Origin of the sequence: Nocardia sp. BMG51109 (genome assembly GCF_000526215.1) — a bacterium.
Classification (GTDB): Bacteria; Actinomycetota; Actinomycetes; order Mycobacteriales; family Mycobacteriaceae; genus Nocardia.
The window spans coordinates 8,203,859-8,224,381 of sequence record NZ_JAFQ01000004.1 but is presented as its reverse complement, the minus strand read 5'-3'; the positions used below and the strand labels follow the sequence as shown (position 1 = coordinate 8,224,381).

Here is a 20,523-nt window from a genome sequence, read left to right as displayed (position 1 = left end):
GACGAAATCCGGTCACGGGTCGCGACTTTCCGGACGGGATCGTGTGCCGGATACGACCGAGGTCTACGACTCGGCCGTACAACTGTGGGATATCCGGAGGCGGCAACTACCGTACACGATCCCCCAACCCGAAAATTGGTCCTTTCTCTCGGGCCGGGGGCGCTGTCCTTTCGTCCCGCTGGGAAAACCGCCGATCGGCAGGTAGCTACCGTGCTGCCGCACGAATGTGGGGCCGACGACGAGTGGGAAGGGCTGTCGGACATCGCATTCGGCCCGGACGGCCACGCACTCGTCGGGTCCAGTTCCAACGGCGCATCCCAGGTATGGAGGGACGGCGGCCGACCGGGCCTCGCCTACGACGCCGCGGGCCGCCCGGGATCGGGCGGCGCCCTGGGCGGAGCCGGTCCAGCCTGGGCGGAGCCGGTCTAGGTAGAGTTCAGCCAGCCGGTGACGGCATGGCAGGCGCCGCGGCCGTCCGCGCGCAGCACCAGGCGCTCGTCCCGCACGACGACGGCCGTCTCCGTCTCGTCGTCGAACGCCTCGATGCCGCAGGCCGTGGCGACCGCGCCCGCCTCGTCGACCACGAGTTGCAGGTCGGGAAGCGCGGACGCCGGGAAGCCGTGCCGCAGCGAGCGGCCGACGTCGGCCAGCGCCAGCCGGGCCAGCGGGACCAGTTCACCGGTGTCGTCGCCGGTCACCAGCGCGACGGTGAGCGGGTGCGGGTGGGGGGCCGCGGACAGCACGTCCTGGATCGTCGTGATCCGGTGCATACCGACCACCACGACGAGGCGATCCCCGTGCGGCACCACCCTTTCCGCGCGCACGGCATCGAAACAGGCCGGGGGAGACCAGGGCCGATCGATGCGGCGGGTGCGTCGCGCCTTCGGAGCGGGCCGCGGTGCGTCCGGCCCCGGACGCAGCGTCGCGATCTGTTCGCACAGCTCGATGACCCGGTCGGGGTCGATGAAATCCGGTGCGGCGAAGGATAATTGGGTCGCCCCGTACAGCACGGTGAGCAACGCCTCGGCCGTGTGGATGAACCGCTGCGGCGGTGCCTTCCGCTTGGTGTCGAGGCCGCCCAGCGCGAGTCCGAGCAGGATGGCGTCGAGCTGGATGAGCTGCCCGAACGAATGGCGCAGCCGGGCGTCGCCCTGGATCTCCGGCAGCAGGTCGACGCCCAGCATCGGCGAGTTCAGCTGTTCCGAGGCGTCGTACACGTAGCCGCTCGACCGCGGTATCTGTTCGATCCAGGTGCCGGCGAATGCCGCCAGTGCGGATCTCGGTGTCCCGCCCGGCGGCCGCGGGGAGGGCGGCGGCGCCTGCGCCGCACCGTCGGCGAGCACCGCCAGATACAGCGCGCGCTTACCCGGAAAGTTCGAGTACACGGCCCCGCGCGTCAACTCGGCGCGCTCCGCGATCCCGTCCACCGTCGCGCCGCGGTAGCCGTACTCGGCGAACTCGGCCCGCGCCGCGTCCACCACCTTGCGCCGAGTGAGTTCCTGCTGCTCAGCCCTGGTCAGCCGTACCATACTTTCCTTCGCCCTAGCCGGATACCGGATGCGATTCTCATACAGTCGGCACCGGTTCTCGCACCCGTGCCCGACGTGTCGTGAACCGGGTCCCGGCACAGACGATATCGATTGCCGGTTGTGCGCCGGTAAGCAATAGGAAACTGTGCTGTGCCGCGGCACGAATAGGACAAGCGGTTCCCACCCGCACCGACAGAATCGAGACGACGTTGACCTGGTCGCTACCCCGAGCCACCATCGGCGACGAACGCCGGTTGCTCGAGAGCATGCTCGACCGCAACCGGGCCGAACTGGTGAACACGGTGCGCGGGCTGTCCGAAGCGGACGCCCGCCGCCGCCTCGTCGCGTCGGTGACCACACCGATCGGATTGCTGAAGCATGCCGCGGTTTCCCAGCGGATCTGGTTCCAGCACATCCTGGCGGGCCTGCCCGAGAGCGACTGCGACGGCGGAACGACGTCGGGCGACGCCAGTTTCGTCGTCGGCGACGACGAGACCGTGGCCGACGTGATCGCCGAGTTCGAGCGCGTCTGTGAACGTGCCCGCGCGATCGCCGCCGAATTCGACCTCGACGAGATCCGCACGCACTCGCGCCTCGGCGAGGTCAGCCTGCGATTCATCTATCTGTTCGTCATCGAGGATCTCGCGCGCCACGCCGGTCACGGCGACATCCTGCGCGAGCAGATCGAACATCCCGTTCCGCCCGGCGCAGGGTAGGGGGAGGGGCGTTGCGGTCGGCGTTCAGCGGCGGCGGCCGCGCCCGCCGCCGGCCCGGGAGAATCCGGCGATGCCGCCGGTGCTGCCCGCCGGCGCCGCGGCACGGCCGGCGCCATGCGTCTTGCCGCGGTTCGCGGACCGATCGTTCTTGGTCTGCGTGGCGGAGCCCGCCGCCGAGCGACCCGCTGTGTGGGTCGCGCCGCCGGTCGCCCGAGCCGAGCCACCGCCCGCACGGCCCGCGCCGCCCGTCGCCCTGGCCGAGTTGCCGCCCGCATGGGCCGCGCTGCCGGTCGCCCGAGGCGAGCCACCGCCCGCCCGCGCGGTCCGGGGGCCGCGCGCGCGTCCCTTCGGCCCGCCGCGGCGGGCCTGGTCGCCCGCCTGTTTGCGGTTGCCCCTCGGCGTGCCGGCGTTCCTGGGCTTGCCCTCGCCGGCCGGTTCGGGCTTGTTCTCGATGTGCCGCAGCGGGGCAACGGTGCCGACGAGCCCGGTCACCGCGGGCGAATCGGCCGATACGCGCTGCGGGGTGGCGTCGATGTCGGCCTTGCGCAGCAGGGCCGCGACGTCTCGGCGTTCGGCGGGCAGGATGACGGTGACGACGTCGCCCGCGCTGCCCGCCCGCGCGGTGCGGCCCGAACGATGCAGGTATGCCTTGTGCTCGGCCGGCGGATCCACGTGCACGACGAGTTCGACGTCGTCGACGTGGACGCCGCGCGCGGCGACGTCGGTGGCGACGAGCACGGCGGCGGTGCCGGCCGCGAAGGCCGCCAGATTGCGGTCGCGGGCGCCCTGCGCCAGGTTGCCGTGCAGATCCACCGCCGGGATGCCGTCGGCGGTCAGCTGCCGCGCCAGCCTACGGGCCTGATGTTTGGTGCGGGTGAACAGGATTCGCCGTCCGGTGCCGGAGGCGAGCCGCTGCAGCAGAACCCGCTTCGCCGCGGCGTCCGATACCTCGAACACGTGGTGGGTCATCGCCGGGACCGGCGAGGTGGCCTGGTCGACCGAGTGCCGGACCGCTTGCGGCAGGAAACGCCGCACCAGCCGGTTCACCCCGTTGTCCAGGGTGGCCGAGAACAGCAACCGCTGGCCGTCGGCCGGCGTGGCCTCCAGGATGCGGGTGACGCCGGGCAGGAATCCGAGATCGGCCATGTGGTCGGCCTCGTCGATGACGGTGATCTCGACGGCATCGAGGGCGATCAGCCCCTGCCGCATCAGATCCTCGAGCCGGCCGGGGCAGGCCACGACGATATCGGCGCCGCGGCGCAGTGCCTGCACCTGACGGTGTTGCGAGACGCCGCCGAACACGGTGGTGACCGTCATCCGGTACGCCGCGGCCAGGGGCGTCATCGCCACCGCGATCTGGGTGGCCAGCTCCCGGGTGGGCGCCAGGACCAGTCCGACCGGGCGGTTCGGCGCCGCCCGCCCGGCGAGCTCGCCGCCGAGCCGGTCGATCATGGGGATCGCGAAGGCCAGGGTCTTGCCGCTGCCGGTCCGGCCGCGGCCGAGCACGTCCCGCCCGGCCAGCGCATCGGGCAGGGTATCGGTCTGGATCGGGAACGGCGCGGTGATCCCGGCGCGCTCCAGCGCGCGGGCGAGCGGTGCGCGAACGCCGAGCGCGGCGAACGACGGTGCAGTGGTGTTCATCAGTGGGGCAGTGCCTTTCGAGCATGGAGGGTGCCCGGCCGACCGCGGACATCTGGTCCGCGCCAGGGGCACGAATGGCGAGATTGCCGGTGGGCAATATCGATCGCCGTAAGGAAAGCGTTGCTACGCAGCGGAGACTCAGTCGCGCGGAGTGCGATCTACGACGCCGGACGCGACCTGGGTCACATCCATTATCGGCGACAGCACACGGGCGAGCCGCCGATCTTGCACCCACTATAGCGGACGCCGCGACCGGACTATTCCCACAGCCCCTCCGAGATATCCGCCCCAGGTCTCCGGGTACGTGACATCCGCGCGCGAGATGGGTGCCGAGGTGCGGGATCGGCACCGCCCGGACCCTCGCGGATCTACGGGCTGCTCCGCCGAGGAGGCACCGCGGCGGCAGCGCTCGGCACCCGTGCTGCGCTGCGAACTACAGGTTGCCACCCGAACTGGTACGGCTACCTCCACCGGCGGCATCGCCGCCGGTGGAGGTAGCGATCAACTCGCCCCGGCCACCGAAACGGTCCGCCCGGGGCGACATTCTGGCCGCGGCGGCTGGATCCTCTACCACCGCAGCAACATCGGCGAGTTCGGCGTCGAGATCAGCCGACACCACTGCCTACGCCGGAACCACTGCCGCTCCCACTTCCACTCCCGACACCGGAGCCGTCACCACTACCGCTACCGACACCCGAACCGTCGCCCTGGGCGACTCCATAGCCGTCGGCGATGGCGAGGCTGCCGTCGACAGCATGAACCCCGGCCATCGCACTGCCCGCGTCCTGGGCCATCGCCACATCGGTTCCGCCCAGGAGCGCGGCGGAACACGCGCCACCAACCAACATCGAACGCACAACGAACATCAGTTCCCTCTCGAAGGATTCGCCACGGAACACCGCGAGCACAACACCAACCGGCCCGCCCGGGCAGCATACGGTTCCGGGCGACCCCCGAGCGATGGATCAACTGTGAACAGAATGTTTCAATTGGAACTATGCTGCGGCGGCATGGTCGACTGGTTGTGCCCCAACGGCATTGCGGTGCGGAGTATGGAAGCGCAACCGTGCGGCGCGTACCGCCCGTCCGGCGCTGGCTCGTGTCCGCGGTGGTAACTGGCATCACCCCGGTAGGTGAATCCACCCTGCAATCTTGATGTTCCGGTAACCGCGGCTCGATTCACAGTCATGGCACAGGTCTTTGCCGATGCTGGGCCTCGTACTCGTTCTCCTGCAACCGTTCTGCGGACGATCGACTCAGCCGGTCGGGCGAGCGACCTCGCGGCTGTCGCGCCGAGTCGTCCGGCGAACCCGAGGCCGTTTCCCCGCAGCGGATTTCCCTCGCGGGTCGCAGGCACGCGATAATCCGGCGACATCGGTCGTGTACCCCTCGATAATGGCCGACGTGGAAGAAGTCGAGGTCGTCGTCGCCCATCACGAGTGCGCGACCCTGCGGATCGGCGACGTGTTCCTGAAGGTCGACGCCGATCAGGCGCGCACCGACGTCGAGGTCGAGGCGATGGCCAGGGCGCCGGTCCCGACCCCGGAGGTCCTGTGGCGCAAGCCGCCTGTGCTCGCGCTCGCCGCGCTGCCGGGGACGGCACTCGGCCGCCTCGGCGAGCCGTCGCCCGCGTCGTCGGCGGCGTGGGCCGCGGCGGGGTCCGCCGTGCGGATGCTGCACGACGCGCCGCTGCCGCCGTGGCCCGGCCGCAGCCTCGACGAGATCGCCTCGGAACTCGACGGCGAATGCGAGTGGCTCGGCACGAACGGCGTCCTTCCCGCCGACGTGGTCACGCGCAACCGCCGGGTCGCCGAGGCCGCGCTGCGGCCGTGGACACCGGTCTTCACGCACGGCGACCTGCAGGTCGCCCACGTGTTCGTCGCTGGTGACGAGATCACCGGCGTGCTCGACTGGTCCGAGGCCGGCCGGGGTGACGCCCTGTTCGACCTCGCCACCTTGACGCTGGGACACGAGGAGCACCTCGGCGACGTCGTCGCCGGCTACGGCACCGACGTCGATCTCGACGTGATCCGCGCATGGTGGTCGCTGCGCAGCCTGCTGGGGGTCCGCTGGCTGGTCGAGCACGGCTTCGACCCGGCCTCGCCGGGCTGCGAGGTCGACGTGCTGAGAACCCAGGCGATGCGAGACCGGCGAGAACGAGGATCCGCGAGTGCCGCACAGTAATCGGCCGATGCCGGGACCTGCGGAAGTGGGTGGTTCATGGTCCGGATGACCCGGCGGCCGCCGCCGAGCTCGCCGGACGATAGCCGGGCGGCGCCCGACCGGCCGCGGCGCAGTCCCGATTCGACCACCGTCCCGATTCGACGACCGCGGCCATGGCCGGTGCGGTGATCGTGAGGGCGTAGTCGGCGACGTGTGGCCCGGAACCGAAATCCGCGGCATACTGGCCTTGGCGGCGGGCCTTCCGACAGGTCTGGGCCGCGGTGCCGATACAGGCCCGCGTCGTCCCGCTCGGTCCGCAACTCGTGCGGCGAGTGCCCCTCTTCCCCGGTCGTTCCCTGATGCCGGACGTTTCGTCGCTTCCCGAGATCGATTGCCGCGCGGCCGCTCTGTGTCGTTCGGCCGCACCGATACGGAACGCACAGGCCTCGACCGCGCCACAGGATGGAGTGAAACCCCATGAGTACCAACGGAATTACCAACGGCACCGAGCGAGTGATCCTCGAGAGCATGCTGGACCGCAATCGCGAGGCGCTCATCGAGACCGTGCGCGGCCTGTCCGACGACGACGCTCACCGGCGGCTCGTCGCGTCGCTGACGACGCCGATCTCGTTGATCAAGCATGCCGCGGCCGCGGAACGGATCTGGTTCCAACGGTTCTGGGCGGGACTCGGCGAATCCGAATGCGATGGATACTCGCGCCGCGACGAGGGCACCTTCGCCGTCGCCGCCGACGAGTCGCTGTCGGACGTCGTCGCCGAATTCGAGCGCGCGAGCCGCCGATCACGAACGATCGCGTCCCGCTTCGACCTCGAGGAGACGAAGGACAATCCCCGCGAGGGCACGGTCAGCATGCGATGGACACTGCTCGCCATGGTCCAGGAGTTCGCCAGGCACGCGGGCCACGGCGACATCCTCCGCGAACAGATCGACAAACCGCTACTGCGACAGTCGAACCCGTGAAACTCCGGCGTAGAGCGAATTCCCCGCGTTCCGGGACGGTAAATGGTTCGAAGGGTGTGTCGGGAGGGATCTAGTATCGCCGGGTGGCGGATGTGGTGAATCGGCAGTGGGTCGTGCGGCGGCGGCCGGAGGGGTCCTTGCGGGACGACGATTTCGAGCTGAGGAGCGGGCCCGTGCCGGTTCCGGGGGCGAGAGAAGCCCTGGTCAGGGTGCACTGGCTGGGTATTGATCCCACCCAGCGCGGCTGGCTCAACGACGCCGACAACTACGTCGACGCCGTACCGGTAGGCGCGGTGATGCGCGGTAGCGGTGTCGGGGAGGTGGTCCGCTCGAACGATCCGCGGTATCCGGTCGGAAGCTGGGTCGCGGGAATGGTGGGGTGGCAGGACTACGCCGTGGCGTCCGAGGGCGGATTGTTCGGGCTGAACGTGGTTCCCGACGGTGTGCCGCCCACGCTCATGCTGAGCCTGTTCGGCGCACCCGGCCTGACCGCGTACTTCGGCCTGACGGATGTCGGGCGTCCCGAGCCGGGGCAGACGGTGCTGGTATCGGCCGCGGCCGGCGTGACCGGGTCCATCGCGGGCCAGATCGCGAAGGCGTTGGGCTGCACGGTCATCGGGATCGCGGGCGGCCCGCGCAAATGCTCCTGGATCACCGATCGCGCGGGTCTGCACGCCGCCATCGATTACCAGCACGACGACATCGACGCCCGCATGACCCGCTTGGCGCCCAACGGCGTCGACGTCTTCTTCGACGGTGTCGGCGGCCGCATCCTCGAGCATGGTCTGGCGCACCTCGCTCGCCACGCTCGTGTCGCCCTGGCCGGAGCCATCTCGTCCGGTTATCAAGGCTCCGATCCTCCCTGCGGCCCACGGAACTACATGCGTCTGGCCCTCGACCGAGCACGCATGGAAGGCTTCCTCTTCCTCGACTATCTGGACCGATTCCCGCAAGCCTTCACGGCATTACGCGACTGGCACGACCGGGGAGACATCACGATCGCCGAAACCATGAGTAGCGGACTGGAATCCGCACCGAGCGCGTTGCGCGCGGTCTTCGAGGGCGGCAACCTCGGCAAGCAGCTGGTCCAGATCGTGCAACCGTGAAGTCACCATCGCGACAGCCGGTGAGCCGAATCGGCCTGCCGCGGTTGATGTGCGGCCTCGGTCAGCGGCCGTTGCGCGTCAGGGCGAATCCCGTGGGCCGAGTCCGCCTATCACAATATCGATGCCTGATGAGCCTGTCCCGCCGGCTCCTGCGCCGAGATACCGACACTTGCTCGCTGGTCAGAAGGTGGATTCCACGGATGGCACAGTCGCCCGAGACTGCTCGGGGACGCGGCGTTCAGCTCGTCGCCGATGTCCGCGGCGGGCACCGTGCTGGCCCTGGTCGGTGCCTACCTGCCGGTCGGCGAGCCGGCCGCCGCCGGGTGGGACCCGGAGGCCGGGTTCCCCGGCTACGCAGGGGTGCCGGACTCCGAGGCGGGGGTATCCGAAACGACGCCGCCCAGGATCTGAGGGATTTCGCCTCTCGCACAACTCCGCCCGGACTTTCTGGTAGTCGGCCGTCCAATCGGGTACCGGTGTGTCGCACGCGTAGTGTCGTGTGGATGGCTTGCCGGATTACCGAACTTGTCGTCGACTGTGCCGATCCGCAGCGGCTGGCGGACTTCTGGTGCGAGGTCCTCGGGTACGTCGAACTCGGTTGGGAGGGTGGTGACGCTCTCGAGATCGGCCCGCCCGGAACAGGTTTCGGCGGGCCGCAGCCCACGTTGGTGTTCGTTCGCGGCGCCGAGCCGAAGCGCGGGAAACTGCCGCTGCACCTCGATGTGAACCCCACCGACCGGGATCAGGCCGCGGAACTGGAGCGGCTGCTTGCCGCGGGTGCGCGAAAGGTCGATATCGGCCAGACCGGCGACGCACCGTGGCACGTGCTGGCCGATCCGGAGGGCAACGAATTCTGCCTGCTCCGCCGCCGGGTCGAGCCGTGGGAAGGGCATTCGAGCACATGGTGAGGACTCCGCTGTCGGCGCATGCGCCGAGTTCCGTAGGGCGGTGCGCCGTGTCGCGCAGCAATGTCGCAAACGGGGTTTCGACGATACCGCACCGGGTCCTGGCCACCTTGCGTGACGGAACTCCGGCTCGACCACCGATGTGGACCGACACGCTCGGCACTCTCGCCGAGATGGTCGCCGGGCTGCGTCAACTCGCCGAGAACGAGAAACACTGATCGCGGCACGAGGGTTGAATCTGTTCAAGACTGCAGCCGGAGCATATTGCACGATTCCTACGACAATAGCAAGCAGGCCGCCGATGTGATGAGGTCGGAATTCATGGCGTCAGCGGGTGTGGCACAAAGGAATCCGATGAAGAAATTGCCTGCAATGCTGCTGATCGCAGTGGGTGCGGCGTCCGTAGCCGTCTTGTCGCCGGGAGTGTCCAATGCTGAAGTTCCGAACACTCGGTGCTGGACGGTAGGTTGGGAGACATGTGTCGGGCCCTTCCCGGACTTTCAATCATGCGACAAAATAAGGCAGGGTGAAAAAGTCTTCCGACCCAATACCTCCCATACTTGCTGGCAGGCCAGCTACGCGGGTCCGGGATAGTACTACTCCTTCCCATGAGCCTGGGCGGCGGGCCGGGGCCCAGGCTCGGCGTACATCGAGTCGATGACGGCGGCGTAGTCCTCGGCGATGGGTTTGCGCTTGAGTTTCGCGGTGGGGGTGAGGTGGCGGTCGCCTGGTTCCCAGGGGTGGTCCAGGATGGTGAAGCGTTTGATCTGTTCCACTCGGGAGAGGGTGGTGTTGGCGGCGGCGACGGCCGCCTCGATGGCGCGGTGCACGGCGGGGTGGGCGGCTAGGGACGCGATCGACGTGTCCGGGATGCCTTGGCTTGCGGCGAAAGTGGTGGCCGTGTCCGGGTCGAGGGTGATGAGGGCGGTATTGTACGGGCGGGCGTCGCCGATCACCGCGACGGGGCCGGCCAAGGGGGTGGCGGCGGTGACGGCGTTCTCGATCGTGGTGGGGGACATGTTCTTACCGGCCGCGTTGATGATGAGTTCCTTCTTGCGGTCGATGATCGTGAGGAAGCCCTCGGCGTCGAAGGCGCCGATGTCGCCGGTATGCAGCCAGCCTTCGGAATCCACTGTGACGGTGGTCTTCTCGGGGTCGTTGCGGTAGCCGCGCATCACGTTGGCGCCGCGGACGAGGACCTCGCCGTCGGCCTCCAGCCGCACCTCGACGCCGGGCAGCGGCTGGCCGACGGTTCCGATCTTGATGTGTTCGGGCCGGTCGGTGGTGGCCCCGGCGGTGCATTCGGTCATCCCGTAGGCCGCGCACAGCGGCAGGCCGAGGCCGAGGAAGAATTCGTGCACCTCGTTCGGAATCGGCGCGGCGCCGGTGACACCCATGCGCAGGGCGTCCAGGCCGAGGCGCCGGCGGATCCGCCCGAGCACGAGCCGATCGGCGACGGCGTATTCGATTCGCCGGGCGGGGCCGTCGCGCCGGCCGCTCGACGCGGCGCGGGCGCGGGCCACGCCGACCGCCAGTGCCCGGTCGGCGAGCGCGCGCCGGACCGGGCTGGTCTCGGCGGCCAGCGCCGCCTCGATGCCCGCCTTCGCCTTGATCCAGACCCGCGGCACGCCGAGGAATACGGTGGGCCGGACCTCCGCCAGCGCCTCGGGGACCCGCTTCATGTCGGCGACCGTGGTGATCGGCATCCCGTAGAGCAGATTCAGATAGTGCGCGAACCATCGGTTGGCGGCATGGGCGTCGGGGAGATACGACACCGTGCGATCGCTCCCGTCGACACCGCCGAGTTCGTCTGTGATGCGGGCGTTTTCGATGAAGTTGGCGTGGGTCAGCTCGACGCCCTTGGGCGGGCCGGTCGTGCCGGAGGTGTACACGATGGTCAGCACGTCGTCGGGGCGCACGGCGCGCCAGGCGGCCTCGGCGTCGAATCCGGGTGCCGGCAACCGCTCCAGCCGCTCCAGCCCGATCGTGCCCTCGGGCTCGCCGTCGACGCAGACCAGATGTTCCACCTTGCCGCCGAGTTCGGCCGCGGTACGCAACTGCGGAAGAAACTGCTTCTCGCAGAAGACGATTCGGCTCTCGGCATGGGTGAGCAGATACGCCAGCATCTCCGGCGGATTGGTGTTGTACATCGAGAACGGCGTCGCTCCGGTGTGCAGCGCGGCGGTGTCGCACAGGTGGAATTCCGGCCGGTTGGTGAGCATCAGGGCGACCGTGCTCCCCGGACCGGCTCCGAGCGCGGACAGCCCGCGGGCGATGGTGCCGACCCGTTCGCGGTATTCGCGCCAGGTGAGGCTGGGCGTGCCGCCGAGGGCGCGCACGGCGACCGCCCCCGACCGTCTCGCGGCCGTCTCCTGGAATGCCTGGCACAGGGTGCGCGGCTGGACGCCGGTCATCTCTCCGCCTGCTCGGCCTGCTCGGCCCGGTCGGCCTGCTCGGTCCGGTCGGCCCGGTCGGCCTGCTCGGTCCGGTCGGCTCGGTCGGCTCGGTCGGCTCGGTCGGCTCGGTCGGCTCGGTCGGCTCGGTCGGCTCGGTCGGCTCGGTCGGCTCGGTCGGCTCGGTCGTCCAGGGCGATCGACATCCGCGGCTTGGGCGTCTCGGTATCGGCGACTCGCTCCCACACCGCGTCCACCAGCGGCGACAGCAGCAGCTCGCCGAGCTGGCGCACCAGCACCGCCAGGATCTGATTCGACTCGGGCCGGCTCGTGGAGGCCAGGCCGGCGTGCCGCAGCGCGGTCACCTCCCGCCGGGTGAGGTCGATGATCGCTTCCAGCAGGCGCATCCGGGTCTCGGACGGTTCCAGGACGGCGCGCCGGATGTAGTTCACCACGACCGGGTTGTCGTACAGCATCCGGCTGACCGCCTCGTCGCGGGCGGCGGCGACCTCGGCCGCGCTCCCCGTGGGCGGCACCGACGACACGGCGTGCGCGAAGTAGTCGACCACCAGCTGATCCACGGCGTCGCGCAGCCCCGCCTTGGTCTTGAAGTGGTGCTGTAACAACCCGAGCGACAGTCCCGCCTCCGAGGCGACCGCGCGCAGCGACACCCGCGCCTCGCCGTACTCGGCGAACAGGTCCATGGCGGCATTGCGGATGCGCGCCCTGGCCGTCAGATCGTCGTTGGTGGCACGGGGATCGACCATCTCTCCTCTTTCGTCTTCGCTGACGTGACCGGTGCGCAGCGGTAATACGAACATACAGTATACAGTGCAAACGAAGTTGGGGCTTTACAACCGATTTTGTTACCGTACACTTGTATCGCAATTGGATTGTGAAGTGCATCACCGCACCCGGCGCCGCTGCCGGATGCGTGGCCCAGCGCAAGGAGGCGTTCGGCAGTGACGGTCGTAGCAGGCAGTCGAGGACGGGCATTCGGCCGTGAGGGAGGCGCGCTGCGCCTGATCGGCGCCAATCTTTCGGAGACGACGCAGGGCGCGCTGCGGACCTTCGGCCGCACGGTCGACATGGCGGCGGAGGCGTCCCGCGGTCTGCTGGTCGACCTCGTCCGAGGGCGCTTCCAGTGGCGCGAGATGCTGTCGCAGGCCTGGTATCTCGTGACCGTCACCGCCATTCCCGCCGTGCTGATGGCGATTCCGTTCGGCGTCGTCGTCTCGGTGCAGGTGGGCAACCTGATTCATCAGCTGGGCGCCGATTCGCTGGTCGGCGCGGCGGGCGGGCTGGGGGTGATCCAGCAGGGCGCCCCCATCGCCACCGGCCTGCTGCTCGGCGGCGCGGGCGCCTCGGCGATCGCGTCGGACCTGGGCGCGCGGACCGTGCGCGAGGAGATCGACGCGCTGCGCACCATGGGCATCAGCCCGGTGCACCGGCTGGTCGTCCCGCGCGTGGCCGCCATGCTGCTGGTGGCTCCGCTGCTGAACATCCTCATCGTCTTCACCGGCATCGTGGCCGGCTATCTCATCGCGGTCGGCCCGCAGGGCGTGACGCCGGGCAGCTATTGGGCCACCTTCGGCGCGTTCACCGCGCTCTCGGACGTGTGGATCTCGCTGGGGAAGGCCGCGCTGTTCGGCTTCCTCGTCGTCATCCTGGCCTGCCAGCGCGGCCTGGAGGCGCGCGGCGGGCCGCGCGGCGTGGCCGACGGCGTGAACGCCGCGGTGGTGCTGTCGGTGGCCGCCATCATCGTGGTCAATCTGGTGATCACCCAGGTGGTCGCCATGTTCCTGCCGATCCGGGTGGCGTGATGACCGCGACACCGTATACCCCGAAGATCTTGCGCTGGGCCTATCGCATTGCGCGGCACCGTGATCGGCTCGCTGCGCCGGTGGAGACGACCGGATTCGCGCTGGGTTTCGTCTGGCAGGCCGTCTCGGCGATTCCGTTGACGCTGCGGCGGTATCGCGGCCAGACCATGCGAGCCATCACCGACATCACCTGGGGCCGTGGGTCGTTGGTGGTCGGTGGGGGGACGGTGCCGATGCTGGTGATATTGGGTGTGGCGATCGGCGCCGGCATCGGCATCCAGTCCTTCGCGGCGCTGGACCTGCTCGGGCTGGGCCCCGTCACGGGGGTGGTCTCGGCATTCGCCAACACGCGGGAGCTGGCGCCGATCGCCGCGGCCGTGGGCTTCGCCGCGCAGGCCGGCTGCCGGATGACCGCGGAGATCGGCGCCATGCGCATCGCCGAGGAGATCGACGCGATCGAATCGCTCGGGTTGCGGTCGGTGCCCTTCGTGGTGACCACCCGGATCATCGCCGGCGTCGTCGCGCTCGTGCCGACCTTCCTGATCGCCCTCATCCTGAGCTATTTCGCCTGCGCCACAGTGGTTGTGACGCTGCACGGCCAGGCGTCCGGCATCTACGAACACTACTTCGACCAGTTCGCCAACGGCCCCGACATCCTGGCGGCCGTGCTCAAGATCGCGGTGTTCGGTGTCGCGGTCATCGTGATCCATTGCTACTACGGGTTTTTCGCGTCCGGCGGCCCGGAGGGTGTGGGCGTCGCCTCCGGCCGGGCGGTGCGGGCGAGCTTCGTGACGATCGTCGTGCTGGACATGGTTCTCACGCTCCTGCTCTGGGGCGTCAACTCCGCAATCGAATTCCCCGGGTGAACACGATGCCGAACTATGCCGTACCGGGCGTCGACACCGGTCGCCGCCGCTCCTACCTGGTCGGCCTGCTGGCGCTGGCGCTGGCCGCCGCCCTGATCGGGAGCTGGATCGGTGGCCGGTCGGTGCCCGACGACAACCGTATACGAATCCGCCTGTACGCCAACCAGATCGGCGAGGGGATCGTATCCGGCACGACGGTCCGGCTGGACGGCGTTCCGGTCGGCGAGGTGGAGACGGTCGCCGCCGCCGACCGGGATCGCCGGCTGCTCGTGCTGGACCTCGACCGCGGGCAGACCAGCGGGCTGACCGACGCCCTCGCCGTGGACTACGCGCCGGAGAACCTGTTCGGCATCAGCGCGGTGGCGCTGCATGCCCGCCCGGGCGGCGCGGCCCTGCGGGACGACGCCGACATCGACGTCTCGGACCGGATCGACGACGTGACCATGAGCACCCTGCTGCGCCGGCTGACCGACGTCTCGACGCGGGTGCTCACCCCGACGCTGACCGAACTGCTCGGCCGGGTCAGCACCGACCTGGAGGCCTTCGGTCCCTTCCTGCAGGCCGTCGTCGCCTCGAGCCGGGCGATCGCCGACACCCAGCGGTACGAGCCGTCGTACCTGCTCGATCAGTACGCCGGATTCTTCGGCGGGCTCGGCGAGTTCAGCTCGTCCACCTTCACGCTGCTCGACTCGGTGCTCGGGATCGAGGTCTTCCGCAACGACCACGCGAAGTACGACGCCACGATCAGCCTGATCAGCGACGAGGCCTATCCGGCACTCGCCGGCGTGTACAGCGCGGGGGCCCCGTACAACAAGCCGCTCATCGACATGGTCGCACCGCTGCTGGCCGCCCTGACGCGAAGCCTGCCCGCGCCGGCGAATGCGCGCGCGGAGCTGAGCGAACTCATCGATCGGCTGAATCTCTCCTTCTCCGACACCGGCGGGGGACCGGCGCTCGATGTGGCGGTGACGCTGCGCGGGGTGCCGGGCGTGGCCGTGCCGTTGCTGGGTGGCCGGGCGGCCGCCGAGACGACGGGTCCGCCACCGCCGTTCGGACAAGGACAGCCGCTCGGACAAGGACAGGGAGCTCCGCGATGAATTCGGTGAAAACGCGTGGTGTGCTGTGGCGGCTCATCGTGTTCGCCGGGGCGATGCTGGTGCTGCTGGCGGTCGTCCTCACCGCGATCGTGCGCCCCGTCGGGGGCGGCACCTCGACGTATCACGCAGTGTTCACCGATGTCAGCGGGTTGCGTTCCGGCGACGACGTGCGCATGTTCGGCGTGCAGGTCGGCAAGGTCACCGGCATCCGCCTGATCGGCGACCGCGCCACGGTCGATATGACCATCCGGCGCGAGCGGCCCGTGTACGACGGCAGCGTGTTCGCCATCCGCTACCAGTCGCTGGCCGGGCAGCGTTACGTCGATGTGCGCCAACCGGATTCGCCGGGCCCGAAGCTCGCGTCCGGTGCGACGGCCGGCGCCGACCGGACGATCCCGTCCTTCGACATCACCGCGCTGTTCAACGGCCTGCAGCCGGTTCTGGCCGAGTTCTCTCCCGAATCGCTCAACAGATTCACCGAAAGCGTGCTCGCCGTGATCCAGGGCAACGGCGCCGGAATCGGTCCCGCCCTCGACGCGGTCGAGAAGATGAGCCGCTACGTCACCGACCGGCAGGCCGTACTGACCACCATCGTGGCCAATCTTCAGGCCATCTCCCAGCAGATCGGCGGCCGCTCACCGTATCTGGTGACGCTGATGCGCGGCCTGGCCGACGTGTTCACCGTCTTCCGTCAGAAGCTGGACGGCCTGCTGGACCTGGCGGCCGTCTCGCCGTCGACGGTCGCCCCCTTCAACAGCATCATGGCCACCCTCGGTCTCACCGAGGACAGCAATCCGAACCTGGAGGAAGATGTGCGGCGAGTGATTCCCGACCCCCATCAGATCGTCGACCTGCTCGGCAGGCTACCCGGCCTGCTCCAGTCTTTCGACGCCCTGCTGCCGCCGCCGAACGCGGCCGGAAGCGGGATCGACGTCGCCTGCTCGCGGGGCGACGCGGACGTGCCGGGCGCCGTCGCGATGCTGATCGCGGGTCAGAGGATCTCGATATGCAACCCATGATCCCCTTCGGCGATGCCCGGAAATCCGGTGCCGCACCGAAATTCGCGCGGCGGCTATGGTCCGGCCGCCGGCGCGGCGACCGGCGCTGGGTGCACGACCGGCACGAACGAACCGAACGGCGGCGGCAACTCCGCTCCGGCGTCGTCGGTGCCGTCGTGGTGACCGCGACCCTGGTCGCGACGGCGATCATCTACGTGCTGCCCATCGGGAAGTCCACCTACACCGCGGAGCCGACCGAGGCCCGAGGGGTGACGGTCGGCGACGAGATCCGTGTCGCGGGCATCCCGGTTGGCTCGGTGACCGGACTCGAGTTGTTACCGGACCGGGTACGAGTACGGTTCACCGTGGGCCGCGACGTCTTCCTCGGCGACGGCACGACGCTGGAGGTCCGTCTGCTCACGGTGGTGGGTGGGCACTACATCGCGGCGTTCCCCGCCGGTCGTCGTCCGCTGGGCGACAAGCCGATTCCGGCGGATCGAATTCGCCTGCCCTACAGCCTCGTTCGCACTCTGCGCGATGCCGCCACGCCGGTGGAGAAGGTGGACGGCGACACCCTGCGCCGCAACTTCGCCGAGGTCGGGGACTCGATCGCCGGCAGCCCGGATGGCCTGCGGCGCATGGGAAATGCGCTCGAGACCTTCGTCGGCGTGCTGAACCGGCAGAACGCCGAGGTGTCGCAGGCGCTGGCCATGCTGGACGAGTATCTCACCACGATCGATGCCAACAAGTCGCTGCTGGGCACGTTCGTCCGGCAGATCGGCATGCTCGTGACCGCGGCCCTGAACAAGGAAGCCGAGATCAAGGAGGCGGTGCGGGTCGGCGAGGAACAGATTGCCCGGCTCGCCGCGCTCGAACCGATCTGGCGTGAACAACTGGAGCCGATCGCCGACGCGGTCGCGGCGGTGATCCCGCGGCTGCAGGACTTCGGCGCCCGGCTGGGGCAGGCCGCGAACGGACTCGGCGACGTCGAGCGGCGGGTGCGGATGGCGGTGCCGGACGGCGGGATGGTCGTCGACCAGTCCGGCGTCACGCTGCCGGCGCCCGCGGTGTGTATTCCGGTCCCGGGCAAAGGATGTTGAGCATGAAGGCGGTGCCGAGATGAAGCGAGTACTGGCCTCGCCCGGAGTCGTGACGGTGCTGATGACGGGACTGGTGACGCTCGTGGTCGCCGTGTCCTACGTGGTCGCCCTCGATCCGCTGAAGAAGACGATCGCCTACTGCGCGCTGATGCCCGATGCCATCGGCCTCTACTCGGGTAACCACGTCACGATGCGCGGCATCCGGATCGGCACCGTCGGGGAGGTTCGCCCCGGCAACGGCGCGGTCCGGGTGGAGTTCACCGTCGACGCGGAACGGCCGCTGCGGGGCGACGTCATGGCCACCACCGTCGCCGACACGATCATTGCCGACCGGGACCTGGAGGTGCTGAGCGATCCGGCCGCGACGACGGACTGGAACCGCGGCACCTGCATCACCGAGACCTTCACGCCCAAGAGCATCACCGAGACGCTGCGCGCGTTCTCCACGCTGGCCGACGAGCTCAACGGCGCGGGCGCCACGCCCGACCGGAACCGGATCGCGGATGCCGTGGAGCAATTTCATCGAGCCACCGAGGGAACCGGGCCCCGGCTCAATCAGGTCTTCAAGGATCTCGGCACGGCCCTGCAGCAACCCGACGCGGCGATCGGCCACATCGGCGCCCTGATCGACGCTTTCGCCTCACTCGTGTCGAGCATCTCCGGCAACTGGGGCGACATCAAGACGGCCCTGGTACTGGCCGAGCCCGGCGTCAACATGATGAACGACCTGTGGCAGGAGAGCATCGAGATGATCGATTCACTGCGGGTGGTCGTGCCGATGTTGAACGACATCTCGCGTAAGTACGGCCGGCAGGTCCTGAACGGACTGGATCAGCTCATGCCCTCGACGCAGGCGACGTCGGCGAATATCGCCACGACGCAGCAGATGGTCGATATGGTGCCGGCGGTCGTCCAGGCGTTCCGGCGCTCGCTCGACCCGGAGACGGGACAGGTGCGGGTCGAATACGCCCCACCGGTGGTGGCTCTGGCCCCACCCCAGGTGGACCAGGTCTGCGCCGCGATCGCCGCGGTGCTGCCGGGCGGATGCCGCGGGGCACACGACGGCCTGGTGAACGTCGATCTGGTCACGCTCGTTCTCGGGGCGGCGGGTGCACGATGACTACCTTCGCAGAACGTAAGCGCCGCCGGCCGCGCGCGGGGTGCGGTCGGCTACTGACCGTCGTGGTCGTGACCGCGGCGGCGATGTGGCCGGTGACCGGATGCGGTTTCGATCCGGCGCAGATCCCGGTTCCCGGTGTCTCGGTGTCCGGGCCCACCTACCCGCTGCACATCGAGTTCGCCAACGCGCTCAACCTGCCGACGCAGGCGAAGGTCATCGCCGACGGCGTCACGGTCGGCCGCCTGCGCTCGCTGACGGTGCGGGATCCGTCCGCGTCGGCCCCCGGACATATCGTCGCCACGGTCGAACTCTCGTCGTCGGTGCGACTGCGCTCGGATACGACCGCGCAGCTGCGGCAGAACACCCTGCTCGGCGACATCTACATCGCGCTGGGCACCCCGTCGGCCGGTTCGGCGTCTCCCCTCGCGCCCGGCGACACCATCCCGTTGCAGCACACCGAACCGCCCTTGCAGGTCGAGGACCTGATGGCCGGGCTGTCCACGTTCGTCGGGGGCGGCGCGCTGCACGAGATCCAGGAGATCGTCGACCAGACCAATGCGGTGCTGCCCGAACAGACCGCCGACACCGCGCGCATCTTCGACATCCTCGGCAGAGATATCGAGAACCTCGCCGCCAACCAGAACTCCGTCGACCGGTTTCTCGAGGCGTACCAGGAGGATCTGCGTGCCGTGCGGGACAATCCGGACCAGCTCGACGCACTGCTCAGCGAGCGGGGCTCCGTCGAGATCCCTGCCGATGTGCACTCGCTGGTGCTGACACTCGGCATCATCGGCTCGGCGAACATCCCGGCGCGCGCCCAGGAGTGGATGGCGCCGTTGCTGGTGGAGGGCGACGCGGCGGCCAAGGCGTTCGTTCCGCTGCTGCTGGGCGACAACCCGCTGGATCTCGACGCGCCGAGCAACCTCAACCGCCTCGTGGCGTTGCTCCGCGATCGGATCATTCCGTTCGTGGAACGCGGTCCGCGGGTGAATGTCACCGGCGTGACGATCGCCGATAGCGGTTCCGATGCGGCCGGCCATCCGGGATCGACTTCCGAGCAGGTGGACTCGATCGTGCGGACCCTGAGAATGATCGGAGTGGTGCGATGACACCGAGATCGGTCGCGTCGTCGGCCGCCATCCTCGCCATTGCCGTGATCGGCAGCGCCTATCTGGCGTTCGGTGTCGCGAACGTCGACTGGTTGCGCCAGACCATGTCGGTCACCATGGCGATTCCCGAATCCGGTGGCCTGATGACGCATTCCAAGGTGCTGCTGTCGGGAGTGCAAGTGGGCGAGGTCGTTTCGGTCACCCATGCCGAGCAGGCCGTCCGGATCGGGCTCCGGATCGATGCGGGGTACCGGGTCCCGGCGGCGAGCCCGGCCCGCATCGAGGCCCTGTCCGGGCTGGGCGAGCCCTATCTCGACTTCCGTCCCACCAGCGGCGACGGGCCGTATCTGCGCGACGGTCAGAGCGTGCGGGCCGACCGGGTCGTCACCCCGCTGTCGATTCCGGAGGTCGCCAAGACCACCACGGAACTGTTGCGGCAGCTGGATCCGGCCGCGCTGACGTCGATTGTCGACACCTTCGATCAGGCGACGGACGGCACCGAGGCCATCGTGCCGCCGCTGTCGCGGGCCACCGATCTGCTGGCGGCCACCCTGCTCAGCCGGACGGTCGTGCTGCGGGAGATGCTGACAGCGGCGCAGGCGCACGCGCACGATATGGGGTGGACCGAACCGGCATTGCGGCGCGCCGCACAGCCCTGGGCCGATTTCGGGCCGGCTTTGTCCGACGTCGCCGCGGCCGTCGGCCGGTTCGCGCGGATCGGCACCGTCCCCGACGACTACCTGGTCGACAACGAGAACACCCTCGGCGCGCTTCCGCTGCTGCGCGAAATCGCCGAGATCATGAAAAAGACGGGGCCCCAGACGGAATCGATGATTCCGATGCTGCGGCCGGTGCTCGAATCGGCCACCCGGGCCGTCGGCACGCTCGACCTGAGCAGTCTCATCACGCAAGCGTTGCAGACCGTCGACCCCGACGGGGCGCTGCGGCTGCAGATTTCCGTCAAATAGCACCGATC

At 69.3% G+C, this 20,523-nt stretch carries 18 protein-coding genes and 1 pseudogene; 14 read left to right on the top strand and 5 right to left on the bottom strand.

Annotation, left to right across the window (positions count from 1 at the left end):
• Nucleotides 1-425 precede the first annotated feature (425 nt).
• A complete protein-coding gene (locus D892_RS0138580; protein ID WP_024806371.1) occupies nucleotides 426-1,529 on the bottom strand; it encodes a TetR/AcrR family transcriptional regulator in 1,104 nt (367 codons plus the stop codon).
• A gap of 209 nt (nucleotides 1,530-1,738) precedes the next feature.
• Here D892_RS0138580 and D892_RS0138575 point away from each other — a divergent pair, with 209 nt between their 5' ends.
• A complete protein-coding gene (locus D892_RS0138575; RefSeq protein WP_024806370.1) occupies nucleotides 1,739-2,245 on the top strand; it encodes a DUF664 domain-containing protein in 507 nt (168 codons plus the stop codon).
• A 24-nt stretch (nucleotides 2,246-2,269) separates the two neighbouring features.
• Here D892_RS0138575 and D892_RS0138570 read toward each other — a convergent pair whose 3' ends face one another.
• Nucleotides 2,270-3,886: a DEAD/DEAH box helicase gene (locus tag D892_RS0138570; RefSeq protein ID WP_036567791.1), complete on the bottom strand. Its 1,617-nt coding sequence runs from the start codon at nucleotides 3,884-3,886 to the stop codon at nucleotides 2,270-2,272.
• Nucleotides 3,887-4,491: 605 nt separating this feature from the next.
• On the bottom strand, nucleotides 4,492-4,752 hold the full coding sequence (locus D892_RS48195) for a hypothetical protein (RefSeq protein WP_198037106.1): 261 nt from the start codon (nucleotides 4,750-4,752) through the stop codon (nucleotides 4,492-4,494).
• 529 nt (nucleotides 4,753-5,281) lie between these two features.
• Here D892_RS48195 and D892_RS0138560 point away from each other — a divergent pair.
• The 5 genes from D892_RS0138560 (at nucleotide 5,282) to D892_RS0138540 (ending at nucleotide 9,044) form a co-directional block, all read left to right on the top strand.
• Nucleotides 5,282-6,070 (top strand): phosphotransferase family protein, encoded by a 789-nt coding sequence (locus D892_RS0138560; protein WP_232236268.1) that lies wholly within the window; start codon nucleotides 5,282-5,284, stop codon nucleotides 6,068-6,070.
• A gap of 456 nt (nucleotides 6,071-6,526) precedes the next feature.
• On the top strand, nucleotides 6,527-7,030 hold the full coding sequence (locus D892_RS0138555; RefSeq protein ID WP_024806367.1) for a DinB family protein: 504 nt from the start codon (nucleotides 6,527-6,529) through the stop codon (nucleotides 7,028-7,030).
• A gap of 83 nt (nucleotides 7,031-7,113) precedes the next feature.
• Entirely contained in the window at nucleotides 7,114-8,136 is a 1,023-nt protein-coding gene (locus D892_RS0138550; protein ID WP_024806366.1) for an NADP-dependent oxidoreductase, read from the top strand.
• A gap of 252 nt (nucleotides 8,137-8,388) precedes the next feature.
• Nucleotides 8,389-8,547, top strand: coding sequence for a hypothetical protein (locus D892_RS49055; protein ID WP_232236267.1), 159 nt, complete (start codon nucleotides 8,389-8,391; stop codon nucleotides 8,545-8,547).
• Between the two features lie 92 nt (nucleotides 8,548-8,639).
• The gene (locus tag D892_RS0138540; protein WP_024806365.1) at nucleotides 8,640-9,044 is read left to right on the top strand and encodes a VOC family protein; all 405 of its coding nucleotides are present in this window, start codon (nucleotides 8,640-8,642) and stop codon (nucleotides 9,042-9,044) included.
• Between the two features lie 593 nt (nucleotides 9,045-9,637).
• Here the strand turns inward: D892_RS0138540 and D892_RS0138530 are convergent.
• Together D892_RS0138530 and D892_RS43195 are read right to left on the bottom strand one after the other, a co-directional pair.
• Nucleotides 9,638-11,455: a long-chain fatty acid--CoA ligase gene (locus D892_RS0138530; protein ID WP_024806364.1), complete on the bottom strand. Its 1,818-nt coding sequence runs from the start codon at nucleotides 11,453-11,455 to the stop codon at nucleotides 9,638-9,640.
• Nucleotides 11,456-11,619: 164 nt separating this feature from the next.
• Nucleotides 11,620-12,201: pseudogene (locus tag D892_RS43195) on the bottom strand (TetR/AcrR family transcriptional regulator); the annotation flags it as partial.
• A gap of 321 nt (nucleotides 12,202-12,522) precedes the next feature.
• Here D892_RS43195 and D892_RS0138520 point away from each other — a divergent pair.
• From D892_RS0138520 to D892_RS0138485, 8 genes are read left to right on the top strand one after another with little or no spacing between them, the layout of a single operon-like run.
• Nucleotides 12,523-13,257: an ABC transporter permease gene (locus tag D892_RS0138520; RefSeq protein WP_084161967.1), complete on the top strand. Its 735-nt coding sequence runs from the start codon at nucleotides 12,523-12,525 to the stop codon at nucleotides 13,255-13,257.
• Nucleotides 13,257-14,123, top strand: a complete 867-nt coding sequence (locus tag D892_RS0138515) for an ABC transporter permease (RefSeq protein WP_024806361.1) — start codon at nucleotides 13,257-13,259, stop codon at nucleotides 14,121-14,123. The genes D892_RS0138520 and D892_RS0138515 overlap by 1 nt, the downstream gene beginning before the upstream one ends.
• Nucleotides 14,120-15,220 carry an MlaD family protein gene (locus D892_RS0138510; RefSeq protein WP_051499374.1) on the top strand — a complete coding sequence of 367 codons (1,101 nt, stop codon included), beginning with the start codon at nucleotides 14,120-14,122 and terminating at the stop codon, nucleotides 15,218-15,220. The genes D892_RS0138515 and D892_RS0138510 overlap by 4 nt, the downstream gene beginning before the upstream one ends.
• Complete coding sequence (locus D892_RS0138505) at nucleotides 15,217-16,239, top strand: MCE family protein (protein ID WP_036567787.1); 1,023 nt, start codon at nucleotides 15,217-15,219, stop codon at nucleotides 16,237-16,239. Before D892_RS0138510 ends, D892_RS0138505 begins: the two co-directional genes overlap by 4 nt.
• Nucleotides 16,227-17,318, top strand: a complete 1,092-nt coding sequence (locus D892_RS0138500) for an MlaD family protein (protein ID WP_084161411.1) — start codon at nucleotides 16,227-16,229, stop codon at nucleotides 17,316-17,318. Before D892_RS0138505 ends, D892_RS0138500 begins: the two co-directional genes overlap by 13 nt.
• Nucleotides 17,319-17,337: 19 nt before the next feature.
• The gene (locus D892_RS0138495; protein WP_024806357.1) at nucleotides 17,338-18,438 is read left to right on the top strand and encodes an MlaD family protein; all 1,101 of its coding nucleotides are present in this window, start codon (nucleotides 17,338-17,340) and stop codon (nucleotides 18,436-18,438) included.
• Entirely contained in the window at nucleotides 18,435-19,547 is a 1,113-nt protein-coding gene (locus tag D892_RS0138490) for an MlaD family protein (RefSeq protein WP_198037105.1), read from the top strand. Before D892_RS0138495 ends, D892_RS0138490 begins: the two co-directional genes overlap by 4 nt.
• Nucleotides 19,544-20,515, top strand: a complete 972-nt coding sequence (locus tag D892_RS0138485; RefSeq protein ID WP_024806355.1) for an MlaD family protein — start codon at nucleotides 19,544-19,546, stop codon at nucleotides 20,513-20,515. Before D892_RS0138490 ends, D892_RS0138485 begins: the two co-directional genes overlap by 4 nt.
• Nucleotides 20,516-20,523: the final 8 nt, after the last annotated feature.

Bases quoted from the DNA above. Each gene is read 5' to 3' on its own strand.
- D892_RS0138580 (WP_024806371.1), bottom strand. From the start codon at position 1,529: ATGGTACGGCTGACCAGGGCTGAGCAGCAGGAACTCACTCGGCGCAAG.
- D892_RS0138570 (WP_036567791.1), bottom strand. From the start codon at position 3,886: ATGAACACCACTGCACCGTCGTTCGCCGCGCTCGGCGTTCGCGCACCG.
- D892_RS48195 (WP_198037106.1), bottom strand. From the start codon at position 4,752: ATGTTCGTTGTGCGTTCGATGTTGGTTGGTGGCGCGTGTTCCGCCGCG.
- D892_RS0138560 (WP_232236268.1), top strand. From the start codon at position 5,282: ATGGCCGACGTGGAAGAAGTCGAGGTCGTCGTCGCCCATCACGAGTGC.
- D892_RS0138555 (WP_024806367.1), top strand. From the start codon at position 6,527: ATGAGTACCAACGGAATTACCAACGGCACCGAGCGAGTGATCCTCGAG.
- D892_RS49055 (WP_232236267.1), top strand. From the start codon at position 8,389: ATGTCCGCGGCGGGCACCGTGCTGGCCCTGGTCGGTGCCTACCTGCCG.
- D892_RS0138540 (WP_024806365.1), top strand. From the start codon at position 8,640: ATGGCTTGCCGGATTACCGAACTTGTCGTCGACTGTGCCGATCCGCAG.
- D892_RS0138530 (WP_024806364.1), bottom strand. From the start codon at position 11,455: ATGACCGGCGTCCAGCCGCGCACCCTGTGCCAGGCATTCCAGGAGACG.
- D892_RS0138520 (WP_084161967.1), top strand. From the start codon at position 12,523: ATGGCGGCGGAGGCGTCCCGCGGTCTGCTGGTCGACCTCGTCCGAGGG.
- D892_RS0138515 (WP_024806361.1), top strand. From the start codon at position 13,257: ATGACCGCGACACCGTATACCCCGAAGATCTTGCGCTGGGCCTATCGC.
- D892_RS0138505 (WP_036567787.1), top strand. From the start codon at position 15,217: ATGAATTCGGTGAAAACGCGTGGTGTGCTGTGGCGGCTCATCGTGTTC.
- D892_RS0138500 (WP_084161411.1), top strand. From the start codon at position 16,227: ATGCAACCCATGATCCCCTTCGGCGATGCCCGGAAATCCGGTGCCGCA.
- D892_RS0138495 (WP_024806357.1), top strand. From the start codon at position 17,338: ATGAAGCGAGTACTGGCCTCGCCCGGAGTCGTGACGGTGCTGATGACG.
- D892_RS0138490 (WP_198037105.1), top strand. From the start codon at position 18,435: ATGACTACCTTCGCAGAACGTAAGCGCCGCCGGCCGCGCGCGGGGTGC.
- D892_RS0138485 (WP_024806355.1), top strand. From the start codon at position 19,544: ATGACACCGAGATCGGTCGCGTCGTCGGCCGCCATCCTCGCCATTGCC.